The following is a 24,113-nucleotide window of genomic DNA, read 5'->3' as shown; positions in this document are numbered from 1 at the left end:
GAGCCGCCGAGTCTCTCACTACCGGGTTGCGGGGGAAAGTCGCTGGGTCGGGACGTCTCGTAGAGCCGAGCTGCGCCCCGCGATAGCGACAGGTCGGTAGCCATCGGGCCGTCGCAACGGCAGGCGATAGCGAATAGCCGGTTGTCGTAGAGCGGAGCTTGCTCCGCTGCTCTTTGCGATCACGTGGAAAGGCAGAAGAGCAGCCGAGCAAGCTCGGCTCTACGAGAAGCGCCTTTAGGGGATGAAAGGCGGCTATTCGCTATCGCCTGCCGTTGCGACGGCCTCATCGCTACTGACTGGGCACTATCGCGGGGCGCAGCTCCGCTCTACGAGCAGCCGAACGAGGGGCTAAGCCGATGCATACCGCGCTGCGCCGCCCACCCAGCGGCCAATGATGCGATCGGCGACATCCGGCGATTCGGACAACAGGCGATCGGCCAATTCGCGTACTTGCGGCAGCAGGCCTGCATCGCGCGCCAGATCGGCCACTCGGAAGGTGGCGAGGCCAGTCTGCCGGGTGCCCAGCAGCTCGCCCGGGCCGCGCAGCTCCAGGTCTTTTTCGGCGATGACGAAGCCGTCGTTGGTCTGGCGCATGGTCGCCAGCCGATGTTTGGCCATCATCGACAGCGGCGGTTGGTACAACAGTACGCAGTTGGACGCCGCCGCACCGCGCCCCACCCGCCCACGCAGCTGGTGCAGCTGCGCCAGGCCCAGGCGCTCGGCGTTCTCGATGATCATCAGCGAGGCATTGGGCACGTCGACGCCGACTTCGATGACGGTGGTTGCCACCAGCAGATCCACGTCGCCCTGCTTGAATGCGCGCATGGTCGCCTGCTTCTCGGCAGCCTTCATGCGCCCGTGGACCAGCGCGATACGCAATTCGGGCAGAGCGGCGGAGAGTTGTTCGTAGGTGGTCTGGGCCGCTTGCGCGACGACCTCATCGCTGTCGTCGATCAGGGTGCAGACCCAGTAAGCCTGACGGCCTTCGGCGCAAGCGGCGCGAATGCGTTCGACCAGCTCCGGCCGTCGTTCTGCGCTCAACGCCACGGTGTGCACCGGCGTGCGGCCCGGCGGTAATTCGTCTATCGCCGACACATCCAGGTCCGCATAGGCGGCCATCGCCAACGTGCGCGGAATCGGCGTGGCGGTCATCACCAATTGATGCGGCACCGACGTACCCGAGGCGCCTTTGTCGCGCAGCGCCAGCCGCTGGTGCACGCCAAAGCGGTGCTGCTCATCGACGATGGCCAGCGCCAGGTTGTGGAAAGTAACCGCCTCCTGCATCAACGCGTGGGTACCGACCACCACCTGTGCCGCACCGGAGGCGATCTCGGCCAACACCGCCGTGCGCGCCTTGCCGGTCACCTTGCCGGCCAGCCACGCCACCTTTACGCCCAACGGCTCCAGCCAGCCACGCAGATTGGCCAGGTGCTGTTCCGCCAGCAACTCAGTCGGCGCGGCCAGCGCGGCCTGCCGGCCCGACTCCACCGCCAGCATCGCCGCCAATGCAGCGACCACGGTCTTGCCGCTGCCTACGTCACCCTGCACCAGCCGCAGCATGGGCATGGGCAGCTTCAGGTCGGCACGGATCTGCTTGAACACACGTTGCTGCGCGCCCGTCAGTTTGAATGGCAGCGACGCCAGTAGATCGGCTGCCAGCCGGCCTTTGCCGGTCAACGCAGGTGCCTTGTGCCGCTGCATGGCAATACGTTGCCGCCGCAGGCTCAGGTGATGCGCCAACAATTCTTCCAGCGCCAGTCGGCGTTGTGCAGGATGCGCGCCCACCGCCAACGCCAAAAGATCGGCATCGCGCGGCGGGCGATGCATGATCAGCAAGGCGTCGCGCAGCGAAGGCAAATTCAGACCGCGCAGCGAATCCGCCGGCAGCAGCTCCAGCGTGGCCTCGTCCGGCAACTTGTCCAAGGCCTGCCCGATCAGCCGGCGCCATGTGGCCGGACCAATCCCCTCGACGGCCGGATACACCGGATCCAGTTCATCACCGAGCTCACCCTCGTCGGCGTCACCCAGCACGCGATAGCTGGGGTGCACGATTTCCAACCCATGGTGGCCAGGCTTGGGCGTGCCGTAACAACGCACGCGCGCACCCACCGAGAACTGCGCTACCTGCGCCGCCCGGAAATGGAAAAAGCGCATCACCAGCGTGGAATGTGAATCGTCGGCGATCGCCACGCGCAACATCGGGCGATAGCGGAAACCGCGCTCCACGGCTTCCACACGGCCTTCCACCTGCGCCGGAACGCCCGGCTGCAGCAGGCGGATAGGCGTCAGCGACGTGCGGTCTTCGTAGCGCAGCGGCAAGTGCAGCCACAAGTCCTGCAACGTGGATAGACCGCGCGCCGCCAATTTCTCGGCCACGCGCGGACCCACTCCGGACAAAGTGCTCAATAGCTGCTGCTGGAGATCGACGGACGCCCCGCCTTTTCGGATCGGCATCAGCTAAGCATGCCGGGATCGCGCCGAAATCAAAACCCTCGGGCGTGCCGCGCCAGTTTGGCGGCTGCGGATCAGCGTATCCGCAGCCGTGTGTTTACCCGCGTCAGAATTTCAAGCCGACCTCAAGACCGTAAGTCCGCGGTTCGCTGACCACTCCGCCCACGGTACCGAACGCTTCCCGGCCGTAGACATTCAATTGAGTGACATAGCGGTTGTCGAACACGTTGTTCCCGTATACCGCCCAGGTCCAATGACCTTGCGCCGAAGTCCAGCCCAGACGTACGTCGGTACGGTTCTGCGATTCGCCGGTGGTAAACGCCGGGTAATCCGCGCAGTCGCCGGAAGACCGGCTGTAATCATTGCTGCGGCAGGCGCCACGGAACGCATGGCGCAATGCCAGCCGCAGGTCGCCCGCGTTGCCCAGTTGCCAGACGTAGTGGCCGCCGACGGCCGCCGACCAATTGGGTTCACCCGTGGGCTGTCCGTTCAAATCGAGCATGCCGGCCGGCGTTTCGATGCCGTAGTCCCGGTACTTTGAGTCGATGTATGCCGCGTTGAAATCCAGTCCGAACGCATCGGTCACCTGCCAGCGCATGTCGAAGTCCACGCCGTAGGCCTCCACGTCACCGGTATCGACCACGAAGCGCGGGATGGAACTGGTGTTGTCCAAACGGATCGACTGGCGATTGTCGTAACGGTAGTAGTAGACCGACAGGTTGTAGGCCAGCCGTGCGTCCGGGAACGATTGCTTGATGCCGACCTCGGCGTTCCAGACGTCCTCGTTGTCGAACTCACTGCCGATCTGCAGCGCGTTGAAGCCGCCCGCCTTGTAACCTTTCGCCAGCGAGGCATAACCCATCATGTCCTCGGTGAAGTGATAGTCGACCACCAGGCGCGGGCTCCAGTCGCTCCATGATTGGCTGGCGCGATTGGTGACGCCCTTGTTCATCATCGCCGGCGGGTCGATGAAGGCGAGATCGAAGATGAAGGTTTCCTTGGGCACACCGGCCAAGGCGAAGAAGCCGGCGGCATCCAGCGCGTCCAGCGTGGCATCCAGCGTCGGCGCATTGCGGATGTCGTTGAACCACGTGAAGTCCTTTTCGTCGCGGGTATATCGTAGGCCGAAGGTCAGATTGAGTTTGTCGTTGACATGCCAGATGACGTCGCCGAACCCGGCGTAGGCTTTGGTCTTGAGCGTGTTGTTGAACGACTCGTTCCAGCCGTGATCCAGCAGACTCAACGGAATGCCGTTGGCAGCGAGCACCTGCGAGAAGAATCCAAACAATGTTCCGTCGGGCGTCGGCGCCAGCCCCAAGTTGGCGACAGCGGTATCGACGGCTGTCGTGTTGGTATCGATCTCGCTGGTCTGGCGCGCTTCTTCTTCGTAATAGCTCACGCCGGCCACCCAGTCGAGCTTGTCGGTGGCGCCGCTGAACTTGAATTCCTGATATTTGTTCTCGTTGGTTTCACTATTGGTGGAGTCGAGATAGAGATCGGGCCGATTGGTGCCGTCCTCTTCCACACGATTAAGCGAATCGAACTGACGCCAAGCCGTGGTCGAGGTCAGATGGCCCCACTCGAAGGCGTGGTCAACGATCAGCGTCACGCCATCGAACGTGCGCCATTCTGCGCTGGCGGTGGTGTCGTTGAACGTACTGATATCACGCGGGTCTCGATATTCCAGCGGGTTGGCCGGTGCGGTCGGCCGGCCGGGCGGCGGCGGTAACGGCACGATACCGGTGGTAGGCCGGCCGCGTTGATCCAGGTTTTCATGGTCCCAGCTCAGTAGCGCGGTGGTGTTGTCGCCCAGGCCCAGCTGCCACGCCGCGCGCGTGGCCCATACGTTATCGCCCGCCAAATCCTCGCCGGTGGCGCCATCCTGCACCCAGCCATCGCTGTGATTGATCAGGCCGTTCAAGCGTAACGCCGACCGTTCACCGACCGGGATATTGGCCATCGCTTCGAGGTACTGCTTGCCGTGATTGCCCAGCCGCAGTTTGGCGGCTGCTTCGGTTTCATCGCTTGGCCGCTTGGTGATCACCGATACCGCGCCAGCGGCGGTATTACGGCCAAACAATGTGCCTTGCGGACCTTTCAGCACTTCGATGCGCTCCACATCGGTCAACGGCAACAGGATGCCTCCGCTACGGCCGGTGTAGACGCCATCGATAAATACGCCGACTGCCGGGTCGGTGCCGATGCCGAAGTCGTCGGTGCTGATACCACGCAGCGAAATTTCCGGCTGAGTCGGCTGCACGCTGTTGATGCGCAGGCCCGGGACGAAACTGTCCAGATCTCCCATGTCCTCGGCGGCGACGTCATCGATCAGTTGGTCGTTCAGCACCTGCAACGCGATGGGCACGTCCTGCAGTTCCTGCTCGCGACCCTGCGCGGTCACGGTGATCTTATCCAGCGTGGTGGCGTCGGTGGGCGCCTCACTTTCTTGAGCCCAGGCCGTTCCCGACGCCGCCAGCACCACCCATCCCCCGAACAAGGCACGACGCATGCCGATGACCAGATCGCGTTGCATCAGTTTCATCACTCTCTCCCAAGAAGCGGTTGTGCGTTCTGACCGCCACAGACGGCCGCTGCATCACGGTTCCCTTCCCCTTAAATCTCGCAGCTGCCTTGCTGCGCCTGTATCCACTCGCGTATCAGTGCCACGCCCTCGCGATGAATCACCGACCGCCCCAACTCCGGCATCATCACCGACGGATCATCGCTATCCATGCGGAACGCCAGAATCGACGCGTCCGGGTCACCGGGCACGATGCCGTACAGCCGATTGCCCGTGCCCTTGCCGGCGGCGATCGGCTGTTTGCAGAAACCCAGCCTGAGCCGGTCCTGAGTTGAAGCGTCCAGCCACATGCCCGATGTGATCGCCGGACCGGTGGCGCTATGGCAATGACCGCAGTTAATGTCGAGATATGCCCGAGCGCGATCGTCCAGGCTCGCATGCACTGTGTTGGTCCAATCCGCTGCCCTGGGCGCTTGGCCAGGTGCGGGCGCGCCGGTGAGATAGCCGATGCGCGACAAATGGGTCAGCTGGTTCTCGGGCCCTTCCGCATAAGTGAAATCGCGATTGAGGTGCCGCGCCTTGGGGCCGATAGGCTGGATCTTCCGTGATCGGTTGTCGGTAGCGTGGCAGCCCGCGCATTGATTCTGGTCGGGCACTTGGTAGTTGGCTGCTTTCCTAGCACCGGCTGCGTCCACCAATTCCAGCGGAATCACCGCGCCCGTGCGTTCCAGCGTTGCGTCGGTCTGCGCGTCGTTCCATACGTACGGTAATGCGATCCAGCCTTCCTTGCGATGCACCAGCAATCGGGTTTCGATCAATCGCACCTTGCTCAGATCAAGTGTTTCCTTTTCGAGCGCATCATCCTGCGGCAACGTGCGCGCTACCGATTTTCCATCCCATGGCTGTTTTGACGGCAGCGGATAGTAGAACGTCTTGCTGATGATGGTGCCGACTGGAAAATCGAAACTTCCGGTGTCGCTGTAGCGGGCCGACACGCCAGCCGGCATCCAGATGGTGCGCAGCTTATGTGCGTAGTCGCTGAACAAGGGCGTGTTGAGATCGTAGGGAATGACGCCTTTGTTGAGTGTCAGGCGCCCATCCTCGCGTTCCACCACATGCCAATCGCTCAGTGCTGTCGGTTGGCCTTCGGCAAAAAAATGTACCGGCTCGCTCTTTCCGCAAGCGGCGAGCGTCGCCAGCGACAGCAGCATCGCCAAGCCGCGCAGCGCCTTCAACATGGATCAGCCCCGGCCCAGATCGACGGCAGGCAGTCGCGGCAACTCGCAGTCGAAGCGTTTCGCATCCTTGTCCGGGTTCTTATAGCCGCCAGGTCCGTCTGCGTTCACCACACCGTTGACGTCGCGCAGACAGATATCCGGGCCGCGGACCTGAGTACCGACCTTGCGCTGCGCGTTGTAGTAGCCGTCCCACAACACATCCGGGAAGCTCCCGCGCAGTCCGAATAGCGCCACCTTCAGCGCCTTCAGGTCCAAGCCGTCTGGCGAATCGCCGCCACCAGACAGCTTGTTGCTGTGCACATAGATGTTTTCCGGATAGGGATCGAAAGTCTCCGACCTGCTGGAGTCCTTGTAGCCGGCCGAATACACACTGGAGATGATGATGTTGGCGGTGACGTTGTTTGCGATGGTGTTGCCGAATATCTCGATGTCGTCATTCGAGTTGACCAGCACGCCGGACCCGGCCGGCACACTCGCCACCGGTGTGCCCTTGGCGCCGAAATTGTCGGTGTTGTTGGCAATTACCTGATTGTTGAACACCCGGATATTGCCGCCCTGCTGCGACAGGCCTGGCATGTTGAACACCAGGATGCCGCCGGTGTTCTTGGTGGCGACGTTGTCGTACACGTCGGCGTTGATGGTGTTTTCGATCTCGATCCCGGCCACGTTGGATTCGGCGCGGCTGCGGCGCACGATCACTCCGTCGGATTGGCCCACATAGATACCGGCGTCGGAAGCGCCAAACGCTACCGAGTCCTCGATCAGCACGTTCTTGCATAGCACCGGATATAGTCCGTAGGCGCCGTTCCTGGTGCTGGGCCCTCCGGTCCAGTGCACCTTCACGCTACGGATGGTGATGTTCTTGGATTCGCTGATCTTCAGTCCATCGCCATTGGAATCCTCAATGGTGAGGTTCTCGATGGTGAAATCATCACCATTCACCAGCAGCCCTTCGGCGCCGGCTTTCTGGCCTTTGAAGGTCAGCACGCTCTTGTCCATACCGGCGCCGCGCAGGGTGACGCCATTCGCACGCAAGCTCAGACTTCGATCGAAAGCGTGGCGTCCCGGCGGGATTTCGATGACATCGCCGGGTTTGGCGTCCAGCAGGCGTTCCTGGAACGTCTTGGCGAATGCGGCATCCGCAGCCGCGATTTCGGTGCCCATCTCCGGTGCTGGCCGGCTGCACCCCACCACCACCAGCGCTACTGCCATCGCCAGAATCGATCGCCGCATCTTGCCCTCCCGTTGACCCGAACGGCACAGGTGCCCGGAAGTCCTCCGGACGCCTGCGTATGTGGAAAGCAGTCTTGTCCGCGACGCCGATCACGCGAGAGGGCAGGAGCGGCATACTAAGGGGGGCAAAGCGGACAAGCTGGAGGGGCTTCGATGCGACGCAATCAGGGCCAGGGGGAAGATGCGCGGCTATCCGTCGCCAATCTGCCGACCAACATGCTGTGCGGCTTGGTGCTGCTGGCGGGCGAACTGGGAGTGAACTGCGAGGACTGGTTCACCGGCTTGCGCCTCAATACGCGTGAGGTGCAGGAACCTGACGCGCGGGTTTCTTACCGCCAGGCCATCGAGGTGATCCGTCGCGCGCTGCGCTCGCTACCGCTCGACGGCGTCGGCCTGGCGATGGGAGCCAAGCAGAACGGCGGCAACTTCGGCTTGTTGGGGTTGGCGATGAAGACCGCGCCGAATTTCGGCGAAGCCGTATCTATCGGCCTGACCTACCAACACGCCATCGGCCCGCTGATGGATTTGGACATGCCGTCGCTGGAGGGCGGCGATGCGGTGACCGTAGTGGCATCCGCGCCGTTCGCGCCGGCGGACATCCTGCCGTTCCTGTGCGAGGAAATGTTCTCCAGCGTGTTGATGCTGGCGCGCGAACTAGCGGGACTGGAGTTCCATCCCCGGCGTCTGGACCTGGCTTATCCAGCGCCGGCCTATGCGCACAAGTACACCGAGATGTTCGAGTGCGAAGTGCGATTCGACCAGCCCTATAACGGCATGGTGGTGGACAGCCGATGGCTGGCCCTGCCCTTTCCCAGCTACAACCCGGTCACCTCGCGTCAGGCGCTGGCGCTATGCCGCGCCCAGCTGGATGCGCTGTCGCTGCAGGGTGAAACCACTGCAGCGGTGGGTCGCCAGTTGCGTCCGCGGCTACGAGAAAACCCTCAGATGGCGGACATCGCGACGGCGCTGCATCTCAGCGAACGCACCTTGCGCCGGCAGTTGGCCGAGGAAGGCACCCGTTTCACAGCGCTGCACGATCACATTCGCACGCAACGCGCATTGGAACTGCTGCACGATCGTGGCATGACCATCTCGCGGGTCGGCAACCAGGTCGGCTTCACCGACGTGCGCGAATTCCGCCGCGCGTTCAAACGCTGGACCGGCTACACGCCCAGCGAAGCGCGTGAGCGCATGGCGTGACAGGGATCCTCTTAGTTTCAAGCCACAACAGATTCGTCATCCCGGCGCAGGCCGGGACCCAGCGCCGTGCAATCCAAAAATGGCGGCTGGCCTGACCCGTCATCCGGCTGTTAAAGCTCTACAGTCGAACCCCCGATCAAGTCGCTAGATCCCGGCCTACGCCGGGATGACGATGAATGATTGAATCCTAGCAATCGGTGCAAGGACGTTCCGGCTTCCCGTCGGCTCCGATTGAAACAATCGCTATGGAAACGCGCTAGCGCTTCAATCCAGCACCATCACCGCATCGACTTCAAACACCGCTCCCTTGGGCAGACCGGAAACTTCGACGGTGGAGCGCGCCGGAAACGGCGTTGAGAAATATTCCTGCATCACCGCGTTGACCGCAGCGAATTGGCCCAGGTCGGTCAAGTACAAACCCAATCGCACCATCCGGTCCAACGATCCGCCGGCCGCTTCGGCCACCGCTTTCAAGTTGTCGAATGCGCGCCGCGCTTGCACTGAGATATCGCCTTCGACCAATGCACCGGTGGCGGGATCCAGCGGAATCTGCCCGGAGAAATAAACAGTATTGCCGGTGCGAACCGCTTGCGAATACGGGCCGATGGCAGCGGGCGCATGGTCGGTCTGGACGATCTGGCGGGTCATGGTGATTCCTGTGTTCGGCGTTGCAGGGATTCTAAACCGTAGGGCGGGCCCAGGCCCGCCATCGCGCGCGTTCGGATCATGGCGGCGATGATCGAGGCCGACCAATTAGAACCCATCGTCGTCGCAAGAACGGGCATGGCGATGGCGGGCCTGGGCCCGCCCTATTGCCGGCGTACGCCATGCACTACGTTCAATCGGCGCAAGCGACGCATCACTTCCGCCAGGTGATTGCGGTCGCGCACCTGGATGGAGAAACGCAGCACGGCGACGTTGATATCGCGCTCCAGATACTCCACGCGTTCGATATTCGACTGGCTCTTCGCCACCGCGGCCGCGACTTGCGCCAGCACGCCGGGACGGTTTTCCACATCGATGAGCAGCGAAGCGTCGTAATCGCCGCTGACGTTGGCGTCCCAGTCGATAGGCACCCAACGATCAGGCGACTTGCGGAACTCAGTGACGTTGGGACAATCCAGCCGATGCACCACGATGCCCTTGCCGGCGGTGTGATAGCCCATGATCTCGTCGCCGGGGATCGGCTGACAGCAATTGGCGAAGCTGACCACGCCGCGCTCGGTGCCGTTGATCAGGATTTTTTCCTGCGAATGACGCGAATGGCCACCACTGCGCAGTTCGGCGAATGCCGTAAGCGCCTGCGCGGCCTGTGACGGCATCCAGTTGCCCAATGCGACGTCGGCCAGCAGCGCTTCCAGACGCGGATACCGATGCTCGGTCAGGAACGCATCCAGCCGCTGTGCGGGCAGGCGCTCCAGTGAACTGTCGAGTTCTTCCAGCGCGCGGTCCAGCATGCGGTGGCCCAGCTGCACCGCGTCTTCGTGCTCGAGTTGCTTGAGCTGGTGCCGGATCGCCGTGCGCGCCTTGCTGGTCACCACGAACTCGAGCCATTGCGGCTTGGGCGCGGCGGACTTGGCGGTGATGATTTCCACGCTCTGGCCACTGGCCAGCTTGGTGCGCAACGGCACCAGCTTCTTGTCCACGCGCGAAGCCACCGCGCGATTGCCGACGTCCGTGTGCACAGCGTAGGCGAAGTCGAGCGCGGTGGAGTTGCGCGGTAACGCCAGGATCTTGCCCTTAGGCGTGAACAGATAGACCTCATCAGGGAAGAGATCGACCTTGACGTTGTCCAGGAACTCCAGCGAAGAACCTGCGGCGCGCTGGTTCTCGATCAGCTCCACTATCCAGGCATGCGCGCGGCTCTGCGCGCTATTCGGGGTGTCGGCACCGAACTTGTAGGTCCAATGCGCCGCGATGCCGCGTTCGGCGATCAAATCCATTTCCTGTGTGCGTATCTGCACTTCGATCGGCGAACCGTACGGCCCGAACAGCACCGTGTGCAGCGACTGGTAGCCATTGGCCTTGGGAATGGCGATGAAATCGCGAAAGCGTCCGTCCAACGGCTTGTACTGCGAATGCACTGCGCCGAGCGCGTGATAGCAGGTCGGTACCGAGTCGACCACGACGCGGAAGCCGAACACGTCCATTACCTGATCGAAGCTTTTACCTTCGCTGCGCATCTTGTTATAGATGCTCCACGGCGTCTTGATGCGGCTGACCAGTCGGTGCTCGATGCCTTCCTTGGTCAGCCGTTGCGACAGGTGCGCTTCGATCTGCGCCATCGATTCGCGCCGCACCACCGGCTGGCTGCGGATGTGCTTGTCGATGATGGCGTGCCGCCACGGATGCATGGCGCGGAAGCCCAGGTCCTGCAGTTCCGACTTGACCAGGTTCATGCCCAGGCGCTGGGCGATGGGCGCATAGATATCCAGCGTTTCACGGGCGATGCGCTGCCGCGCTTCGGCGCCCTGCGCGCCCAGCGTGCGCATGTTGTGCAGGCGGTCGGCCAGCTTGATCATGATCACGCGCAGGTCGCGCGACATCGCCAGCAGCATCTTGCGGAAACTTTCCGCCGCGGCTTCCTGGCGGTCGCGGAATTTCAGCTTGTCCAGCTTGGTGACGCCATCGACCAATTCGGCAACCGACTCGCCGAATTCGATGGCGATTTCATCGCGCGTCAGCGGCGTGTCTTCAATGGTGTCGTGCAGGATGGCCGCAATGAGTGTTTCCGCATCCATGCCCAGTTCGGCCAGCACGCGCGCGACGGCGATCGGATGGGTGATATACGGTTCGCCGGATTTGCGGGTTTGACCGATGTGCGCGGCGGCGCCGAGTTCCCAGGCATGCCGCAGCAGTGGCAGTTGTTCGGCCGGCAGGTACGAAGCGGCGTGTTCGAACTGCAGAACATAGTCCGGCGCCGCTTCGTCGCGCGACGGAGCGCTGGCTTTGACTGCCTTGGCGGTGCGGCCTGGGTTCATGCCGCCAGCCTATTCCAGACGCGGCTTAACGGCAAACGACCAAAACAAGAAAAGCCCGCTGGCGCGGGCTTTTCCAGTGGCTGACAAACCGGACTATCGCCCGGCCTGTTGCCGGTGGTTCAGTCGTCGCCCTTGGACAGATCGTCGTCGGCGACCACTTCGGCGGCGGCCCACTCCAGTGCTTCGCGTTCGGCGCGCTCGCGCTCGGCCTTTTCGACGCGGTCGATCAGGTCGTTGTCGATCTTGCGGGCGGCGATTTCGCGCAACGCCAGCACGGTCGGCTTATCGGCGCTTTCGCTATTGTCGATGGTGGGCTCCACGCCATTGGCGAGCTGACGGGCGCGCTTGGCGGCCATCGTGACCAGATCGAAACGGTTGTTGACGACTTCCAGGCAGTCTTCGACGGTGATGCGGGCCATACGGGCTCCCGGCGACCCGATGGGCCGCACGATTGAATGGGGAAAGGGCCGCGATTGTAGGCAAGCCACCCCTCGATTGCAAGCCTTTTCTTAAAAATCAATTAGTTAGATTCACCGTATCCGCCGCAGAGTGCGCTGTGCGCACGAACGGAGGGCCAGCTCATATGGAAAGCAGTGCCGGTGCACGGGCCTGAACGTTGCCGTGGAGGGCCCAGACGTGTGCGCAACGCAGCTAATCGCGCCTGAACCTACGCCAGCAACGTCCGGATCAAGCTGGCGTGGCGGACTTCCTGCGCCTCACGGCGCAGGCGGCTGGCGGTAAAGATGGTCTGCATTTCTTCCACCGCCTTTTCGAAGATGTCATTGACGATGACGTAATCAAACTCGTCGTAGTGCGACATCTCCTCGCGCGCGGCCGCCAGCCGGCGCTGGATGGTTTCCTCGCTGTCCTGGCCCCGTGTACGCATGCGCTGTTCCAGCGCATCGCGGGACGGCGGCAGGATGAAGACACTGACGGCATCCGGCACTTTTTCGCGCACCTGGCGGGCGCCCTGCCAGTCGATTTCCAGCAGCACGTCCTTGCCGGCGCATAGCTGTGGCTCCACCGACTGCCGTGCGGTCCCTTTCCAGTCGCCGTGCACTTGCGCGTACTCGAAGAACTCGCCGGCGCGGATCATCGTTTTGAACTCGTCCGCGCTGATGAAGTGGTAATGGTGCGCGTGACGTTCGCCGGGGCGCGGAGCGCGCGACGTGAACGAGATCGACAGTGCGATTTCAGAGTCGCGCGCCAGCACGGCATTGACGATGCTGCTCTTACCGGCGCCAGACGGCGCGGCCACGATATACAAGGTGCCGCGCTTGCTCATTCGATGTTCTGCACTTGTTCGCGGATCTGGTCGATCAGCACTTTCAGTTCCACCGCGATGTTGGTGGTGCGGGTATCGACCGATTTTGAGCCCAGCGTATTCGCCTCGCGGTTGAACTCCTGCAGCAGGAAATCCAGGCGCCGGCCAACCGGCTCGGCCTGCTTCAGAACCCGGCGGATTTCCTTGATGTGGCTATCCAGGCGATCCAATTCCTCATCGACATCAAGCTTCTGCAACGACATCACCAGTTCCTGCTCCACCCGCCCCGGATCGGCCGGCTGCGCCAGATCGGCAAGCCGCGCTTCCAGTTTCTGCCGCTGTCCGGTGCGGATCGCGGGAATCAGCTTCCTCGCTTCGGCCGCCTGCGCGGCGATCGCATCGACGCGCTCCAGGATGACCGTCGCCAGCTTTTCGCCTTCACGTTCGCGCGCCGCCATGAACTGGTCCAGCAGCGTATCCAACAACGCCAACGCTTCCGCCTGCAGCGCGACCGGGTCCACCGATTTGTTCTGCAGCACGCCGGGGAACTGCAACAGGTCGGTCAGTTCGGTACGCAGCCCGGGAAAACGCGCGGACATGTCCAGCGCCAGTTCCGACAGCTGCGCCAGCATGTGCGGATTCAGTTGCAGGCTGCCCTCGCCTTCCGGTCCACGCAGGCGCAGCGTGAAATCCAGTTTGCCGCGAGCGACGCGCGAGGCGATGCGTTCACGCAGGGCGGATTCCAGCACGCGCAATTCTTCCGGCAGGCGCATGCCCAGCTCAAGAAAGCGATGGTTGACCGCGCGCAGTTCGCAGGTCAGCGTGCCGCCGTCCGTGGAGCGCTCGGCGGTGGCGAAAGCAGTCATGCTGCGAATCATGGGCGGGTCCGGTCGTAGCGAGAGCGCGAATGTTACCCTAGCGCGCCTCCGGAACCCGCACGACCCACATGCGCGGCTTCTATTCCTCGCTTCCCACTCCCCACTCCCCGGAATCCCCACATGTCAGTGTTACGTCCCAGCGGCCGCCTGCCTGATCAGATGCGCGAAGTTCGCATCCAGCGCGGTTATACCCGCCACGCCGAAGGCTCGGTATTAATCAGCTTCGGCGAAACCCGCGTACTTTGCACCGCCAGCGTGGACAACCGGGTGCCGGGCTTCCTGCGTGGCAAAGGCGAGGGCTGGGTGACGGCCGAATACGGCATGCTGCCGCGATCCACCCACACCCGCAGCGACCGCGAAGCATCGCGTGGAAAGCAGGGCGGACGCACGCTGGAGATCCAGCGCTTGATCGGCCGCACGCTGCGCGCCTGCGTGGACCGCGGAGCATTGGGTGAGCGCACCATCACGCTGGATTGCGACGTGTTGCAGGCCGATGGCGGCACCCGCACCGCCGCCATCACCGGCGCCTACGTGGCGTTGGTGGACGCGATCAATTTGCTGAAGAGCCGCAACGAGATCAAGCGCGAAGTCATTCACGGCGCAGTCGCCGCGGTGTCGGTAGGTGTTTACCGCGGTGTGCCGGTGCTGGACCTGGATTATCCGGAAGACAGCGATTGCGACACCGACATGAACCTGGTGATGAACGATGGCGGCGGCTTCATTGAGCTGCAAGGCACCGCCGAAGGCCACGCTTTCCGCCGCGATGAACTGGACGCGTTGCTGGTACTGGGCGAAAAGGGCATTAGCGAACTGTTCGCCGCCCAGCGCGCGGCGCTGGCCGGGTAAACCCTTCTCCCTTTCCTCATTTGCCTTGTAGGAGCGGCGTCCCGCCGCGAGCTCTTCTTGTCAGATCGCGATGGAAGACAAGAGCTCGCGGCGGGACGCCGCTCCTACCGCCAGGGACGGCGCTCCTACAATGGGAATTCCACCGGATTGCCTTGGCGCCCGATGAAACAAACTCTCAGCCTGATCACTTTGGTCGTCGACGATTACGACAAGGCCATCGCCCACTACACCAGCGACCTGGGATTCGCATTGCTGGAAGATACCGACCAAGGCGGCGGCAAGCGCTGGGTACGGGTAGCGCCGCGGGGTAGCCAGGAGACCTGCCTGCTGCTGGCGCAAGCCAGCTCCGACGCCCAGCGCGCGCGAATCGGCGACCAGACCGGCGGCCGAGTGGGTTTCTTCCTGCAGACCGATGACTTCTGGCGCGATTACCACGCCATGGTGGCGCGCGGCGTGACGTTCCTGGAAGTCCCTCGTGAGGAGAGCTATGCCACCGTGGTCGTATTCCGCGACCTCTACGGCAACCGCTGGGATCTACTGCAACCCACATCTTGAACGCCAACGAACAGGACTCCTCGTGAAGCTGGTACTCGCCTCCTCCAACCACGGCAAGCTGGAAGAACTACGCGGCCTGCTGGCCGACAGCGGCATCGAGCTGATCGCCCAATCCGACCTGGGCGTCAGCGATGCTGACGAAACTGCCACGACCTTTGTCGAGAACGCGCTGATCAAGGCGCGCCACGCCTGCCAGATCACCGGCCTGCCCGCGTTGGCGGACGACTCCGGCATCTGCGTGGACGCGCTGCACGGCGCACCCGGCTTGTATTCGGCGCGCTATGCCGGTCAACACGGCGATGCCGCGCGTAATATCGACAAGTTGCTGGAGGCGATGAAAGACGTGCCGGACGACCAGCGCAGCGCCCACTTCTACTGCGTGCTGGTGCTGCTGCGCCACGCCAACGATCCGCAACCGCTGATCGTGGAAGGCGAATGGCGCGGCCACATCCTGCACGAACGGCGCGGCAGTGGCGGACACGGTTACGATCCGGTGTTCTTCGATCCGCGTTATGGCCAATCCGCCGCCGAGATGGCGTTGGACTTCAAGAACACGTTGAGCCACCGTGGCCAGGCGCTGGTGCAGCTGCGCGAGCGCCTGCGCACCGTCGTTCTGTAGACCCGTCGCACCTTCGATCGCCCAGTCGCCATACCGCATGCTGATTCCACCGCCCCTATCGCTGTACGTTCACCTGCCGTGGTGCGTACGCAAATGTCCTTATTGCGATTTCAACTCGCACCAGGGCAAAGGCGCGCTGCCGTTCGATGAATACACGGACGCTTTGATCCGCGACCTCGATCAGGATCTGCCGCTGGTCTGGGGCCGAACCGTTCACAGCGTGTTCTTTGGCGGCGGCACGCCCAGCCTGTTCCCACCGGAAACCATCGACCGTTTCCTGCAAACCGCCAGTAGCCGGCTGCGTTTTGCCCCGGGCTGCGAGATCACGTTGGAAACCAACCCGGGTACCGCCGAACACGGACGGTTCGACCGTTATCGCGATGCCGGGGTCAACCGCATCAGCTTCGGCATCCAGAGCTTCGATGACGAATGCCTGAAGCGGCTCGGCCGTATCCACGACAGCAGCGAAGCCGAGCGCGCGGTGAAGCTGGCACAGGACGCCGGCTACGACAACTTCAACCTGGACCTGATGTACGCGTTGCCGGAGCAGACGCTGGCCATGGCCGAGCGCGATCTGGACCGCGCCTTTGCCCTTCAACCCGCGCACATCTCGCACTACCAGCTCACCCTGGAGCCCAATACCATCTTCTTCGCGCGGCCGCCGAAGGGCATTCCCGATGACGACCACGCTTGGGATATGCAGGAGCACTGCCAGGCGATGCTGGCCGACGCGGGCTACGCGCATTACGAAGTCAGCGCCTATGCGAAGCCGGGGCGTCAATGCGCACACAATCTCAATTACTGGCGCTTCGGCGACTACCTGGGCGTCGGCGCCGGCGCACACGGCAAGATCACCTTGGGCGCGGAACAGACGATCCTGCGGCGCTGGAAAGTGAAGCACCCCACGACTTACCTGGAGGCTGCCGGTACGCCGCAGGCCATCGGCGGCGATGACCGGATAGCACCGCAGCGGCGCCCGTTCGAGTTCATGCTCAATGCCTTGCGGCTGCACGAGGGCTTCGCACTAGCCGACTTCGAGGCCAGGACGGGCTTGCCGGCAACCGCGATCGCCGCACCGCTGGAGCAGGCCTTGCAGCATGGTTGGCTGACGCTGTCGGAAGGCCGCGCCGTCCCCACAGAACTGGGCAGGCGCTTCACCAATGACGTGGTCGAGCTGTTCCTGACGAACTGATCAACAACCGATCATCGGCCTCCATCACACCCTGGCTACAAACCCGTTGTAATCTCGCTGACATGTGATAATCGTTGCCCAAAGGGGAGTGCTGCCGCACTGATGTCTGCGATAAGACCAAATGCAATTGGCGCGAAACCCACCACGATCGCTTCGGCATCGTTGCCGCCGCGAGTGCGCCGGATTCTGCAGAATCTGTATGACCACATCACCGTCGACTTCATTGCCGCGCTCAACGGAATGCTGGTCGAGTTCGAGCAGCAGCTGTTCAAGCAGGCGGAAAAAGCCCGCAACAACAATCGCCAGGCGGAACACTTCGCCGATCTGCTAGCCCTACAGAAAAACCGCAGCGAACTGATTCCGCACTACATGTTCGGCTTGGAAGCGGAACTGGCTGGCATCCGTCTACCACGCGCAAAACGTGATGAAAACGCCCATGCGCTGCTGGATTACCAGACATTGACGCTGGTCGAAGATGCGGCGATGGATCAGGAGATCGTGCTGAACGACGTGGCGCGCCGGCATGAAAGCCGGGCTGCCACGCAGATCTTGCTGATGGGCCAGCGCTTCGGCGTGTTGGCCGGCAGCCCGGCGTTCGATGCGGAGACGCTGCCGCTTGGTCCGCAGCGTCTTTCCCATGTCCTGAAGGACGCGGCGGTCACCCTGGATTTGACCTTGGGCGCCCAGTTGCTGCTGTACCGCAGCTTCGATCTCAAGGTGATGTTCAACTACGTCGAATGGGCCGGCACGGTGAATCAGTTCCTGGCCAGCCAGGGCGTGTTGCCGGGGCTGAACGTCTACCTGCCGCGCATCGTGCGCGCGGGCGACGTGGGCGGCGGACCGCACCGGGGAACGGCATCCGGCCCAGCCGCCAGCCGTCCCATGACCGGATGGCAGGGGCAGTCGTCATCTGCCAGTTGGGCCACCCTGGCTGCGGAAAGCGATACTGCAGGCCTTGGAACAACACCGGCTGCGCCTGTTGCGGTCGACCCCATTCCCGCGGTACCCGCGACGCCGACCGACGCCGACATTGATGCATCGTTCGCCGCGCTGCAGCAACTGCTTTCGATTCGACGCACCGCATTGGCCGCCGACGCGACAGCAGCTAGTTCCGTCACCGCCGGGCCGGCCAATCCACCGTCTGCCGTCGCGCCGGGCGCTGCTTCGGTCGCCAGCGCAGAACCATTCCAACCGCCACCGCGCACCGCCGAGGCGGTAGCGGCCTTCCGCAAAAAACTGCTGCCTACGTCGGATGTGCTGACCACGCTGCAGTCCCTGCAGACTGAAACGACGCTGCCGCACGCGCCCGACCAGCGGCGCCGCACCGTGCAGGATCTTCAACAGGCAATGCTGGCCCAGGCACGGGAAAAGCATGGCGCGAACGCCGCCTTGGCCAGCGCCGATGCCGACACGTTCGAGCTGCTCGGCTTGCTGTACAACGAGATCGAACGAGAGGTGCAGCAGGAAGCGCCGGCGGCGGATCTGTTGGTCCGCTTGCAGGCGCCGATCGTACAAGCGGCCCTGCGTGATCGCGATTTCTTCCTGCGTCCGCAACACCCCGCCCGAGAACTGTTGAATGCCGTCGCCGAGTCCGGCGCCACTTGGCTGGGCGATGACGACGTGGATCCACAGCTGGTGCTCAAGCTGCATCAGGCCGTTGAGCGGGTGGTCGCCGAGTATCAAGGCGATGAAGCGGTGTTCGAGCGCGCCAACCAGGAAGTGCAGCAGCATTTCCAGGTATTGGCCCGCAAAGCCGAATTGGCCGAGCGTCGGCAGGTAGAGGCGGCACGCGGCAAGGATCGCCTGGAAGTTGCCAAGCAGAAGGCGGCGGAAACCATCCAGACCGCATTGCGCGACCAGCAACCGCAGAAGTTCGTTCAAGCCCTGCTGAGTCAGGCCTGGGCGGACGTACTGACGCTGACGTTGTTGCGCAATGGCGAGAGTTCCGATGAGTGGCACGAACAGCTGCAGACCACACTGCGGATCGTGGCGGCCACGACTGCGGGCGACGATGTACCGGCCGACCCGCAGCTGACCGAACGGATCGAGAAATCACTGGTCCAGGTCGGATACCACGAGGACGAGGCATCGGCCATCGCCCGGCGGCTATCGAGCGCCGCGGAGGATGAAAGCACCTCGCGCACGGAACTGACCGCACGCCTGAAGGCGCGCGCGCGCCTGGGCGAGCAGACACCGGCCAAGAAAAAGACGCCACACCCGCGCACGGCGCAGGAACAGGAATGCTATGACTACCTGCGCACGCTGCCATTCGGCACCTGGTTCGAGTTCACCAAGAACCAGCAGGGTGATGTTCATCGGCAGCGGCTGTCCTGGTTCAGCCCGGTAACTGGCAATGCTTTGTTCGTCAATCAGCGCGGCCAGCGCGTAGGCGAGCAATCGCTGGACACCATCGCCCATTTGATGGCACAGGGACAGGCATTGGTGGTGACGGAAGACAAGGGGCGCCTGATCGACCGCGCCTGGAACGCCACCCTCAAGGCGTTGCGCAGCCTGACCGGCACACAGCGGCCGAGTGATCTTTCCGGAGCAGACGCATGAAGGAATTCCGCCGCGCCCGACGCCGCCACGTTCCCGAACCGGTGGCCGTGATCGATCTGATGACCGAACAAGCCATCGGCCGCGTAGGCAATGTGTCCGAATCCGGCATGCTGCTGGTCGCCAATGCACCCATAGTGGAAGACGCGCTGTACCAATTGCGCTTCCACATTCGCGATAACCGCGGCCGCGAAACACCCATCGAAGTCGGCGCCCACCTGATATGGGCCGCCCAAGCCAATACCCCCGGCCAGTCCTTCGCCGGCCTGCGCTTCCTTACCATCGACAAAGAACCACTGGAAGCCCTGCGCGCCTGGGTCAATGCCCCCGACACCGGTACCGGCTGAATTGCGCGCGCCTTTGTAGGTGTTCCTGTACGTATCCCCGTAGGAGCGGCGTCCCGCCGGTAGGAGCGGCGTCCCGCCGCGAGCTCTTTCCGTCAGATGACGGCAAAGCGAAACTGCTGTTCACCACACAGGCGCGCTGCGGCGCGTTCCAGATCGCGCCCATTGCGGAGTTACCGGGGCGCGGAGCGGCGTCCCGCCGCGAGCTCTTCCTATCAGATTGCAATATCTCTCAACCGCAAGAGCACCTTAGGCACGGACAAACGCGGATAAACACAGATCAAGGCATTCGATGCGCTTGTCCGCGGCTATCCGCAGCTATCCGCGTTGATCCGTGTCCAAAGCTGCTCGCATTCATGCCACGGGAAATAGTCGGCCGAATGCGGCAAAATTGCCGCACCCCGAACGAGCCGCCACAATGACCGTATCCGCTCCGAACGTAGATTTCGCCCTACTCTACGCCGACCACTTCGCCACCATGAAGCGGCGTGCGGACGAAGCGCTGACGCGTGGCGGCTTCGATCATCTGGTCGTGCCCAGCGGCACACTGCACTATCAGGTCTTCGACGACCGGGATTATGCGTATGCGGTCAATCCGCAGTTCAAGGCCTGGCTGCCGCTCACTCGCGTGCCTTACAGCTGGCTGGTCTACACGCCGGGCCAGCGGCCGAAGGTGATCTTCTATCAGCCGTTCGACTACTGGCACGTGGTGCCGGATGCGCCCAGCGGCTGGTGGGTGGAGCATTTCGATATCCACATCATCCGCAAACCAGACGAAGCGCTGGCGCTGCTGCCCAAGCCAGTGAACCGCTGCGCCATCCTGGGCGAACCTCAGAGCGCGCTGGGTGACTACACCCCAAATAGTCCGGATGCGGTCGTCAACTATCTGGAGTATCAGCGGTCCTACAAGACCGCTTACGAGATCGCTTTGATGCGCGAGGCCCAACACCTTGCCGTGCGCGGCCATCGCGCTGCCGAGGCGGCATTCCGCGAAGGCAAAAGCGAATTCGCCATCCATATGGCTTATTGCAACGCCGTTGGCCAGGACCCGAGCGAACTGCCTTACAACAACATCATTGGCTTGAATGAACATGGTGCCGTGCTGCACTACCACGACCGGTGCCACACCGCGCCCACGCCGGTGCGCAGTTTTCTGATAGACGCCGGCGCCAGCTTTCATGGCTACGCCAGCGACATCACCCGCACCTACGCCATGGATACGTCCGGCGAATTCCAGGCGTTGGTCAATGCGGTGGACGCCGCGCAGATCACGATGGGCGAAGGCGTACGCGCCGGCGTGGACTACAAGCAACTGCACATCGATGCGCACCTGAGCCTGATGGGCATCTTGAAGGACCACGGTGTTATCAAGGTCTCACCGGAAACCGCTCTGGCAACCGGCGTCAGCGCGGCGTTCTTCCCGCACGGCCTGGGCCATCCCATCGGTTTGCAGGTCCACGACGTGGCCGGCTTCGCCGAAAGCGACCACGGCGGCAAGATACCGCGCCCGCAGGGGCATCCCTATCTGCGCATGACACGCGTGTTGGAACCGGGAATGGTGGTGACCATCGAACCGGGCGTCTACTTCATCGACATGCTGTTGAACGAGGTGAAGCAGAACGGTCACGCCGACAGCATCGATTGGGCGCGTGTGGACGCGCTCCGGCCGTACGGCGGCATCCGCATCGAAGACGAAGTACTGTGCACCAACGGCGACGCGGTCAACCTGACCCGCCCGGCGTTTGCGGAAGCGGTATGAACATGATGAAGACAGGAGCAAGGATGACTAAACGCTCTTCTTCGTTCTCGCATTCCGTGCTCACCAATCATCCAAGCAACTGCCGTTGAAGAAACTACTATTTATCTGCAGCCAGAACCGCTTGCGCAGCCCCACTGCCGAACAAGTGTTCTCACTCCGCGACGATGTCGAAACGGCTTCCGCCGGATTGAATCACGACGCCGAAGTCCCGTTGTCCGCAGAGCTGGTGGAATGGGCGGACCTCATCTTCGTCATGGAGAAGACCCACCGCAACAAACTCCGCAGCAAGTTCAAACACCATCTGCGTGGCCACCAGCGCCTGATCTGTCTGGATATTCCAGACGACTACGACTACATGGACCCGGTGCTAGTCCAGCTGCTGAAGAACAAGGTCGGCCGGTATCTGTAAGCGCGGGGCGACACAGGCTTAATGATCCCCGCGCGACCAAACGCTGCGCGCTCGCACGTCAAGCGGCGCCACTCCTTGTATTATCCGGCGCGCCGGCACCGTAATAGTGCTTAGAGGGCGTAGCGGCCGCATAACACAGTTCCGCATTTATTAAACTTTGATGGGAAACCCTCTGATTCAGAAAGAAATTCACCAATTGACGACCTGCCGAGCAAGCTACAGAATCGGCGCTACACCCCGCTTTGGGGTCGAATAGTAGTTAGGGGCCGGGATGGACAACTACATCACTGTGAGTGAACTCATCGGATTGCTTACCGTCTTGTGGCTCCCCATCTTCGGAGTTGCGGCCGTTCTTCACTGGCAACTGCTCCCCGGGCGGCGTTGGCGTGTTGCCTGGGTAAGTGGATCGTTTTTTCTTGGGGTTGCACTCGCATTCGCTATCTGGATTTCGCCCATCCATCGCCTATTCGTATACTTGGGCCAGCTCAGCAACTTCTTTGCAGTTGGTGGCATCCCGATACAGGCAGCACTACTGTCTGCATTGATCATGACGCTGCTCTTGCTGGCGCTTCGTCGTGCGGGGCTGCCCCCTAACAATTCATTCAAGCCGAACCCGCTTCGCGGCTCGGCTTAATTCAGGCGTTAGGCCGCGGGGTAGTTTCGTCGCCGTATCTGGCGTTTGGTTCCGCGTTCCAGCCGCTCCGTCGTAGCGACTTGCCACCCGTTTCAGCCAATGCAATCCTGACCGCTCGGTGTCCGGGCCGTAGGAGCCTTGTTATGAAAGCACTTATTGGGATAGTTGCTTGGTGCCTTCTCTTCATCCTGTGCTGGCCGCTGGCTCTGCTGGCCTTGGTCCTGTGGCCAATTATCTGGCTGCTCGCCCTACCATTCCGTCTGGTGGGGATCACGTTCTCTGCTATGTTCGCGCTCTTGCAGGCCATTCTGTTTCTACCCGCCCGTCTTCTTGGTTGGCGGCCAGGACACGCGGCTGCGGCCTAACAATTCGTTCAAGCCGAACCCACATCAGGGCGCCGCCTAAGTGCCCGCCTTCGGCTATATTCGCACCCAGTCGCCGCCCTGCTGTGGGTCGGCTTAACTCAGGCGTTAGGCATCACAGGGGGCAATATGGGCGTCATCCAAAAAGCACTCTTTGTCGTCTTGGTCATCGCGACCGGTTGCGCATCGGTGGCGCGGCCGGAGCCCAGTGCAGGCGAGCTTCCTGCGGAGATCGCTGCAGCGCCAGGAGACGAGTTCACTTGGCGTGGTCGCAACTACTCCGTAGAGCGTATGGGAGATGCCATTCGGACAGCTAAGCATTCCGAGGGCGTCACGTCGGTAGTCTTGCTTTACGACCAAGAGGCAACCGTTCAAGACATCATTGACGTCGCACTGATCGCGCGTGCGGCAAGCCTGCCGGCATTCTACGCGCAAGACGGAAAGCTCAATCACATCGAGGTGAGCCGGTGATGCCTAACAATTCATTCAAGCCGAACCGGTAGCTCCTACGGTTTAGTGGACACCCTGATCTAACTATCAGGAGTGTCATCCATGCCCAGACCAGGTCCTCGTACTACGTATCGCTATAGCGATGTATTCAAGGCCACAGCGGTCCGTCTAAGCCAGCTTCCCGGGGTGTCGGTCAGCGACGTGGCCGAGTCGCTTTACATTCACCCCTTCATGTTGTCTCGTTGGCGCAAGCAGGCCCGCGAGGGAGTGATCATGAGCAAGGGTGTTGAAGTGGATAAGGCGGTGGCGGCCGAGCTGAAGTCGCTGCGCGAGATGAAGCGGCAGTACGAGCGGCTGAAGGTCGAGCATGACCTTTTAAAAAAGCCATCGCGTTCACTTCGGCTCGAAAGACGACGTCTTCGCCTTCATCGCCCATCACCAAGAAACCCACTCGGTGAGGACGATGTGCCGCTTGTACGGCGTCAGCGCTTCAGGTTTCTATGCCTGGCGGCATCGGCCGGCAAGTCCCCGCGCAATCGAGGATGCGGCGTTGCTGGAGCGTATCCGCGACGTGCATGCGCAAAGCCGTCAGACCTACGGTAGCCCACGCGTGCACGCCGC

General features: G+C 62.5%; 22 protein-coding genes. 13 read left to right on the top strand and 9 right to left on the bottom strand.

Going from position 1 to position 24,113, the window contains the following annotated elements; genetic code table 11:
• Positions 1-348 precede the first annotated feature (348 nt).
• The 4 genes from recG to AB6O04_RS00095 all read right to left on the bottom strand — a co-directional run bounded on the left by recG (position 349) and on the right by AB6O04_RS00095 (position 7,443).
• The gene (recG, locus tag AB6O04_RS00110) at positions 349-2,454 is read right to left on the bottom strand and encodes an ATP-dependent DNA helicase RecG (protein ID WP_368561578.1); all 2,106 of its coding nucleotides are present in this window, start codon (positions 2,452-2,454) and stop codon (positions 349-351) included.
• Positions 2,455-2,557: 103 nt separating this feature from the next.
• Positions 2,558-4,993, bottom strand: a complete 2,436-nt coding sequence (locus AB6O04_RS00105) for a TonB-dependent receptor (RefSeq protein WP_368561577.1) — start codon at positions 4,991-4,993, stop codon at positions 2,558-2,560.
• A 71-nt stretch (positions 4,994-5,064) separates the two neighbouring features.
• Entirely contained in the window at positions 5,065-6,210 is a 1,146-nt protein-coding gene (locus tag AB6O04_RS00100) for an SO2930 family diheme c-type cytochrome (RefSeq protein ID WP_368561576.1), read from the bottom strand.
• A gap of 3 nt (positions 6,211-6,213) precedes the next feature.
• Positions 6,214-7,443, bottom strand: a complete 1,230-nt coding sequence (locus AB6O04_RS00095; protein WP_368561575.1) for a parallel beta-helix domain-containing protein — start codon at positions 7,441-7,443, stop codon at positions 6,214-6,216.
• Positions 7,444-7,596: 153 nt separating this feature from the next.
• Between AB6O04_RS00095 and AB6O04_RS00090 the strand changes: the two genes are divergently transcribed.
• Positions 7,597-8,643 (top strand): AraC family transcriptional regulator, encoded by a 1,047-nt coding sequence (locus AB6O04_RS00090; RefSeq protein WP_368561574.1) that lies wholly within the window; start codon positions 7,597-7,599, stop codon positions 8,641-8,643.
• 264 nt (positions 8,644-8,907) lie between these two features.
• On the opposite strand, the gene AB6O04_RS00085 is transcribed toward AB6O04_RS00090, so the two are convergent.
• From AB6O04_RS00085 to AB6O04_RS00065, 5 genes are all read right to left on the bottom strand, one after another.
• Positions 8,908-9,291 carry a RidA family protein gene (locus AB6O04_RS00085; protein WP_337342645.1) on the bottom strand — a complete coding sequence of 128 codons (384 nt, stop codon included), beginning with the start codon at positions 9,289-9,291 and terminating at the stop codon, positions 8,908-8,910.
• A gap of 161 nt (positions 9,292-9,452) precedes the next feature.
• The gene (locus AB6O04_RS00080; RefSeq protein ID WP_368561573.1) at positions 9,453-11,624 is read right to left on the bottom strand and encodes a bifunctional (p)ppGpp synthetase/guanosine-3',5'-bis(diphosphate) 3'-pyrophosphohydrolase; all 2,172 of its coding nucleotides are present in this window, start codon (positions 11,622-11,624) and stop codon (positions 9,453-9,455) included.
• Positions 11,625-11,743: 119 nt separating this feature from the next.
• Positions 11,744-12,043 (bottom strand): DNA-directed RNA polymerase subunit omega, encoded by a 300-nt coding sequence (gene rpoZ, locus AB6O04_RS00075; RefSeq protein ID WP_097121050.1) that lies wholly within the window; start codon positions 12,041-12,043, stop codon positions 11,744-11,746.
• A 248-nt stretch (positions 12,044-12,291) separates the two neighbouring features.
• Complete coding sequence (gene gmk / locus AB6O04_RS00070) at positions 12,292-12,909, bottom strand: guanylate kinase (protein ID WP_368561572.1); 618 nt, start codon at positions 12,907-12,909, stop codon at positions 12,292-12,294.
• Positions 12,906-13,766, bottom strand: coding sequence for a YicC/YloC family endoribonuclease (locus tag AB6O04_RS00065; RefSeq protein WP_368561571.1), 861 nt, complete (start codon positions 13,764-13,766; stop codon positions 12,906-12,908). The genes gmk and AB6O04_RS00065 overlap by 4 nt, the downstream gene beginning before the upstream one ends.
• Before the next feature lie 120 nt (positions 13,767-13,886).
• Here AB6O04_RS00065 and rph point away from each other — a divergent pair, with 120 nt between their 5' ends.
• The 12 genes from rph to AB6O04_RS00005 all read left to right on the top strand — a co-directional run bounded on the left by rph (position 13,887) and on the right by AB6O04_RS00005 (position 24,095).
• Entirely contained in the window at positions 13,887-14,612 is a 726-nt protein-coding gene (rph, locus tag AB6O04_RS00060) for a ribonuclease PH (protein ID WP_368561570.1), read from the top strand.
• A 162-nt stretch (positions 14,613-14,774) separates the two neighbouring features.
• Positions 14,775-15,167 (top strand): VOC family protein, encoded by a 393-nt coding sequence (locus AB6O04_RS00055; protein ID WP_368561569.1) that lies wholly within the window; start codon positions 14,775-14,777, stop codon positions 15,165-15,167.
• 22 nt (positions 15,168-15,189) lie between these two features.
• Complete coding sequence (rdgB, locus tag AB6O04_RS00050; RefSeq protein ID WP_368561568.1) at positions 15,190-15,786, top strand: RdgB/HAM1 family non-canonical purine NTP pyrophosphatase; 597 nt, start codon at positions 15,190-15,192, stop codon at positions 15,784-15,786.
• Between the two features lie 37 nt (positions 15,787-15,823).
• Complete coding sequence (hemW, locus tag AB6O04_RS00045) at positions 15,824-16,978, top strand: radical SAM family heme chaperone HemW (protein ID WP_368561567.1); 1,155 nt, start codon at positions 15,824-15,826, stop codon at positions 16,976-16,978.
• Positions 16,979-17,152: 174 nt separating this feature from the next.
• The gene (locus AB6O04_RS00040) at positions 17,153-19,537 is read left to right on the top strand and encodes a DUF1631 domain-containing protein (protein WP_368561566.1); all 2,385 of its coding nucleotides are present in this window, start codon (positions 17,153-17,155) and stop codon (positions 19,535-19,537) included.
• Entirely contained in the window at positions 19,534-19,881 is a 348-nt protein-coding gene (locus AB6O04_RS00035; RefSeq protein ID WP_368561565.1) for a PilZ domain-containing protein, read from the top strand. Before AB6O04_RS00040 ends, AB6O04_RS00035 begins: the two co-directional genes overlap by 4 nt.
• Before the next feature lie 415 nt (positions 19,882-20,296).
• Positions 20,297-21,637, top strand: a complete 1,341-nt coding sequence (pepQ, locus tag AB6O04_RS00030) for a Xaa-Pro dipeptidase (RefSeq protein WP_368561564.1) — start codon at positions 20,297-20,299, stop codon at positions 21,635-21,637.
• An 85-nt stretch (positions 21,638-21,722) separates the two neighbouring features.
• A complete protein-coding gene (locus AB6O04_RS00025; protein ID WP_368561563.1) occupies positions 21,723-22,046 on the top strand; it encodes a low molecular weight protein tyrosine phosphatase family protein in 324 nt (107 codons plus the stop codon).
• Between the two features lie 271 nt (positions 22,047-22,317).
• Entirely contained in the window at positions 22,318-22,680 is a 363-nt protein-coding gene (locus AB6O04_RS00020) for a hypothetical protein (protein WP_368561562.1), read from the top strand.
• A gap of 143 nt (positions 22,681-22,823) precedes the next feature.
• Positions 22,824-23,045, top strand: coding sequence for a hypothetical protein (locus AB6O04_RS00015; protein ID WP_368561561.1), 222 nt, complete (start codon positions 22,824-22,826; stop codon positions 23,043-23,045).
• Between the two features lie 126 nt (positions 23,046-23,171).
• On the top strand, positions 23,172-23,513 hold the full coding sequence (locus AB6O04_RS00010) for a hypothetical protein (RefSeq protein WP_368561560.1): 342 nt from the start codon (positions 23,172-23,174) through the stop codon (positions 23,511-23,513).
• 81 nt (positions 23,514-23,594) lie between these two features.
• Positions 23,595-24,095, top strand: a complete 501-nt coding sequence (locus AB6O04_RS00005) for a transposase (RefSeq protein WP_368561559.1) — start codon at positions 23,595-23,597, stop codon at positions 24,093-24,095.
• Positions 24,096-24,113: the final 18 nt, after the last annotated feature.

The sequence above is a fragment of the Pseudoxanthomonas sp. UTMC 1351 genome, from assembly GCF_040948865.1.
Taxonomy (GTDB): Bacteria; Pseudomonadota; Gammaproteobacteria; order Xanthomonadales; family Xanthomonadaceae; genus Pseudoxanthomonas_A.
Note: the sequence above shows the minus strand (reverse complement) of the source record. Positions and strands in the feature narration are given on the sequence as shown.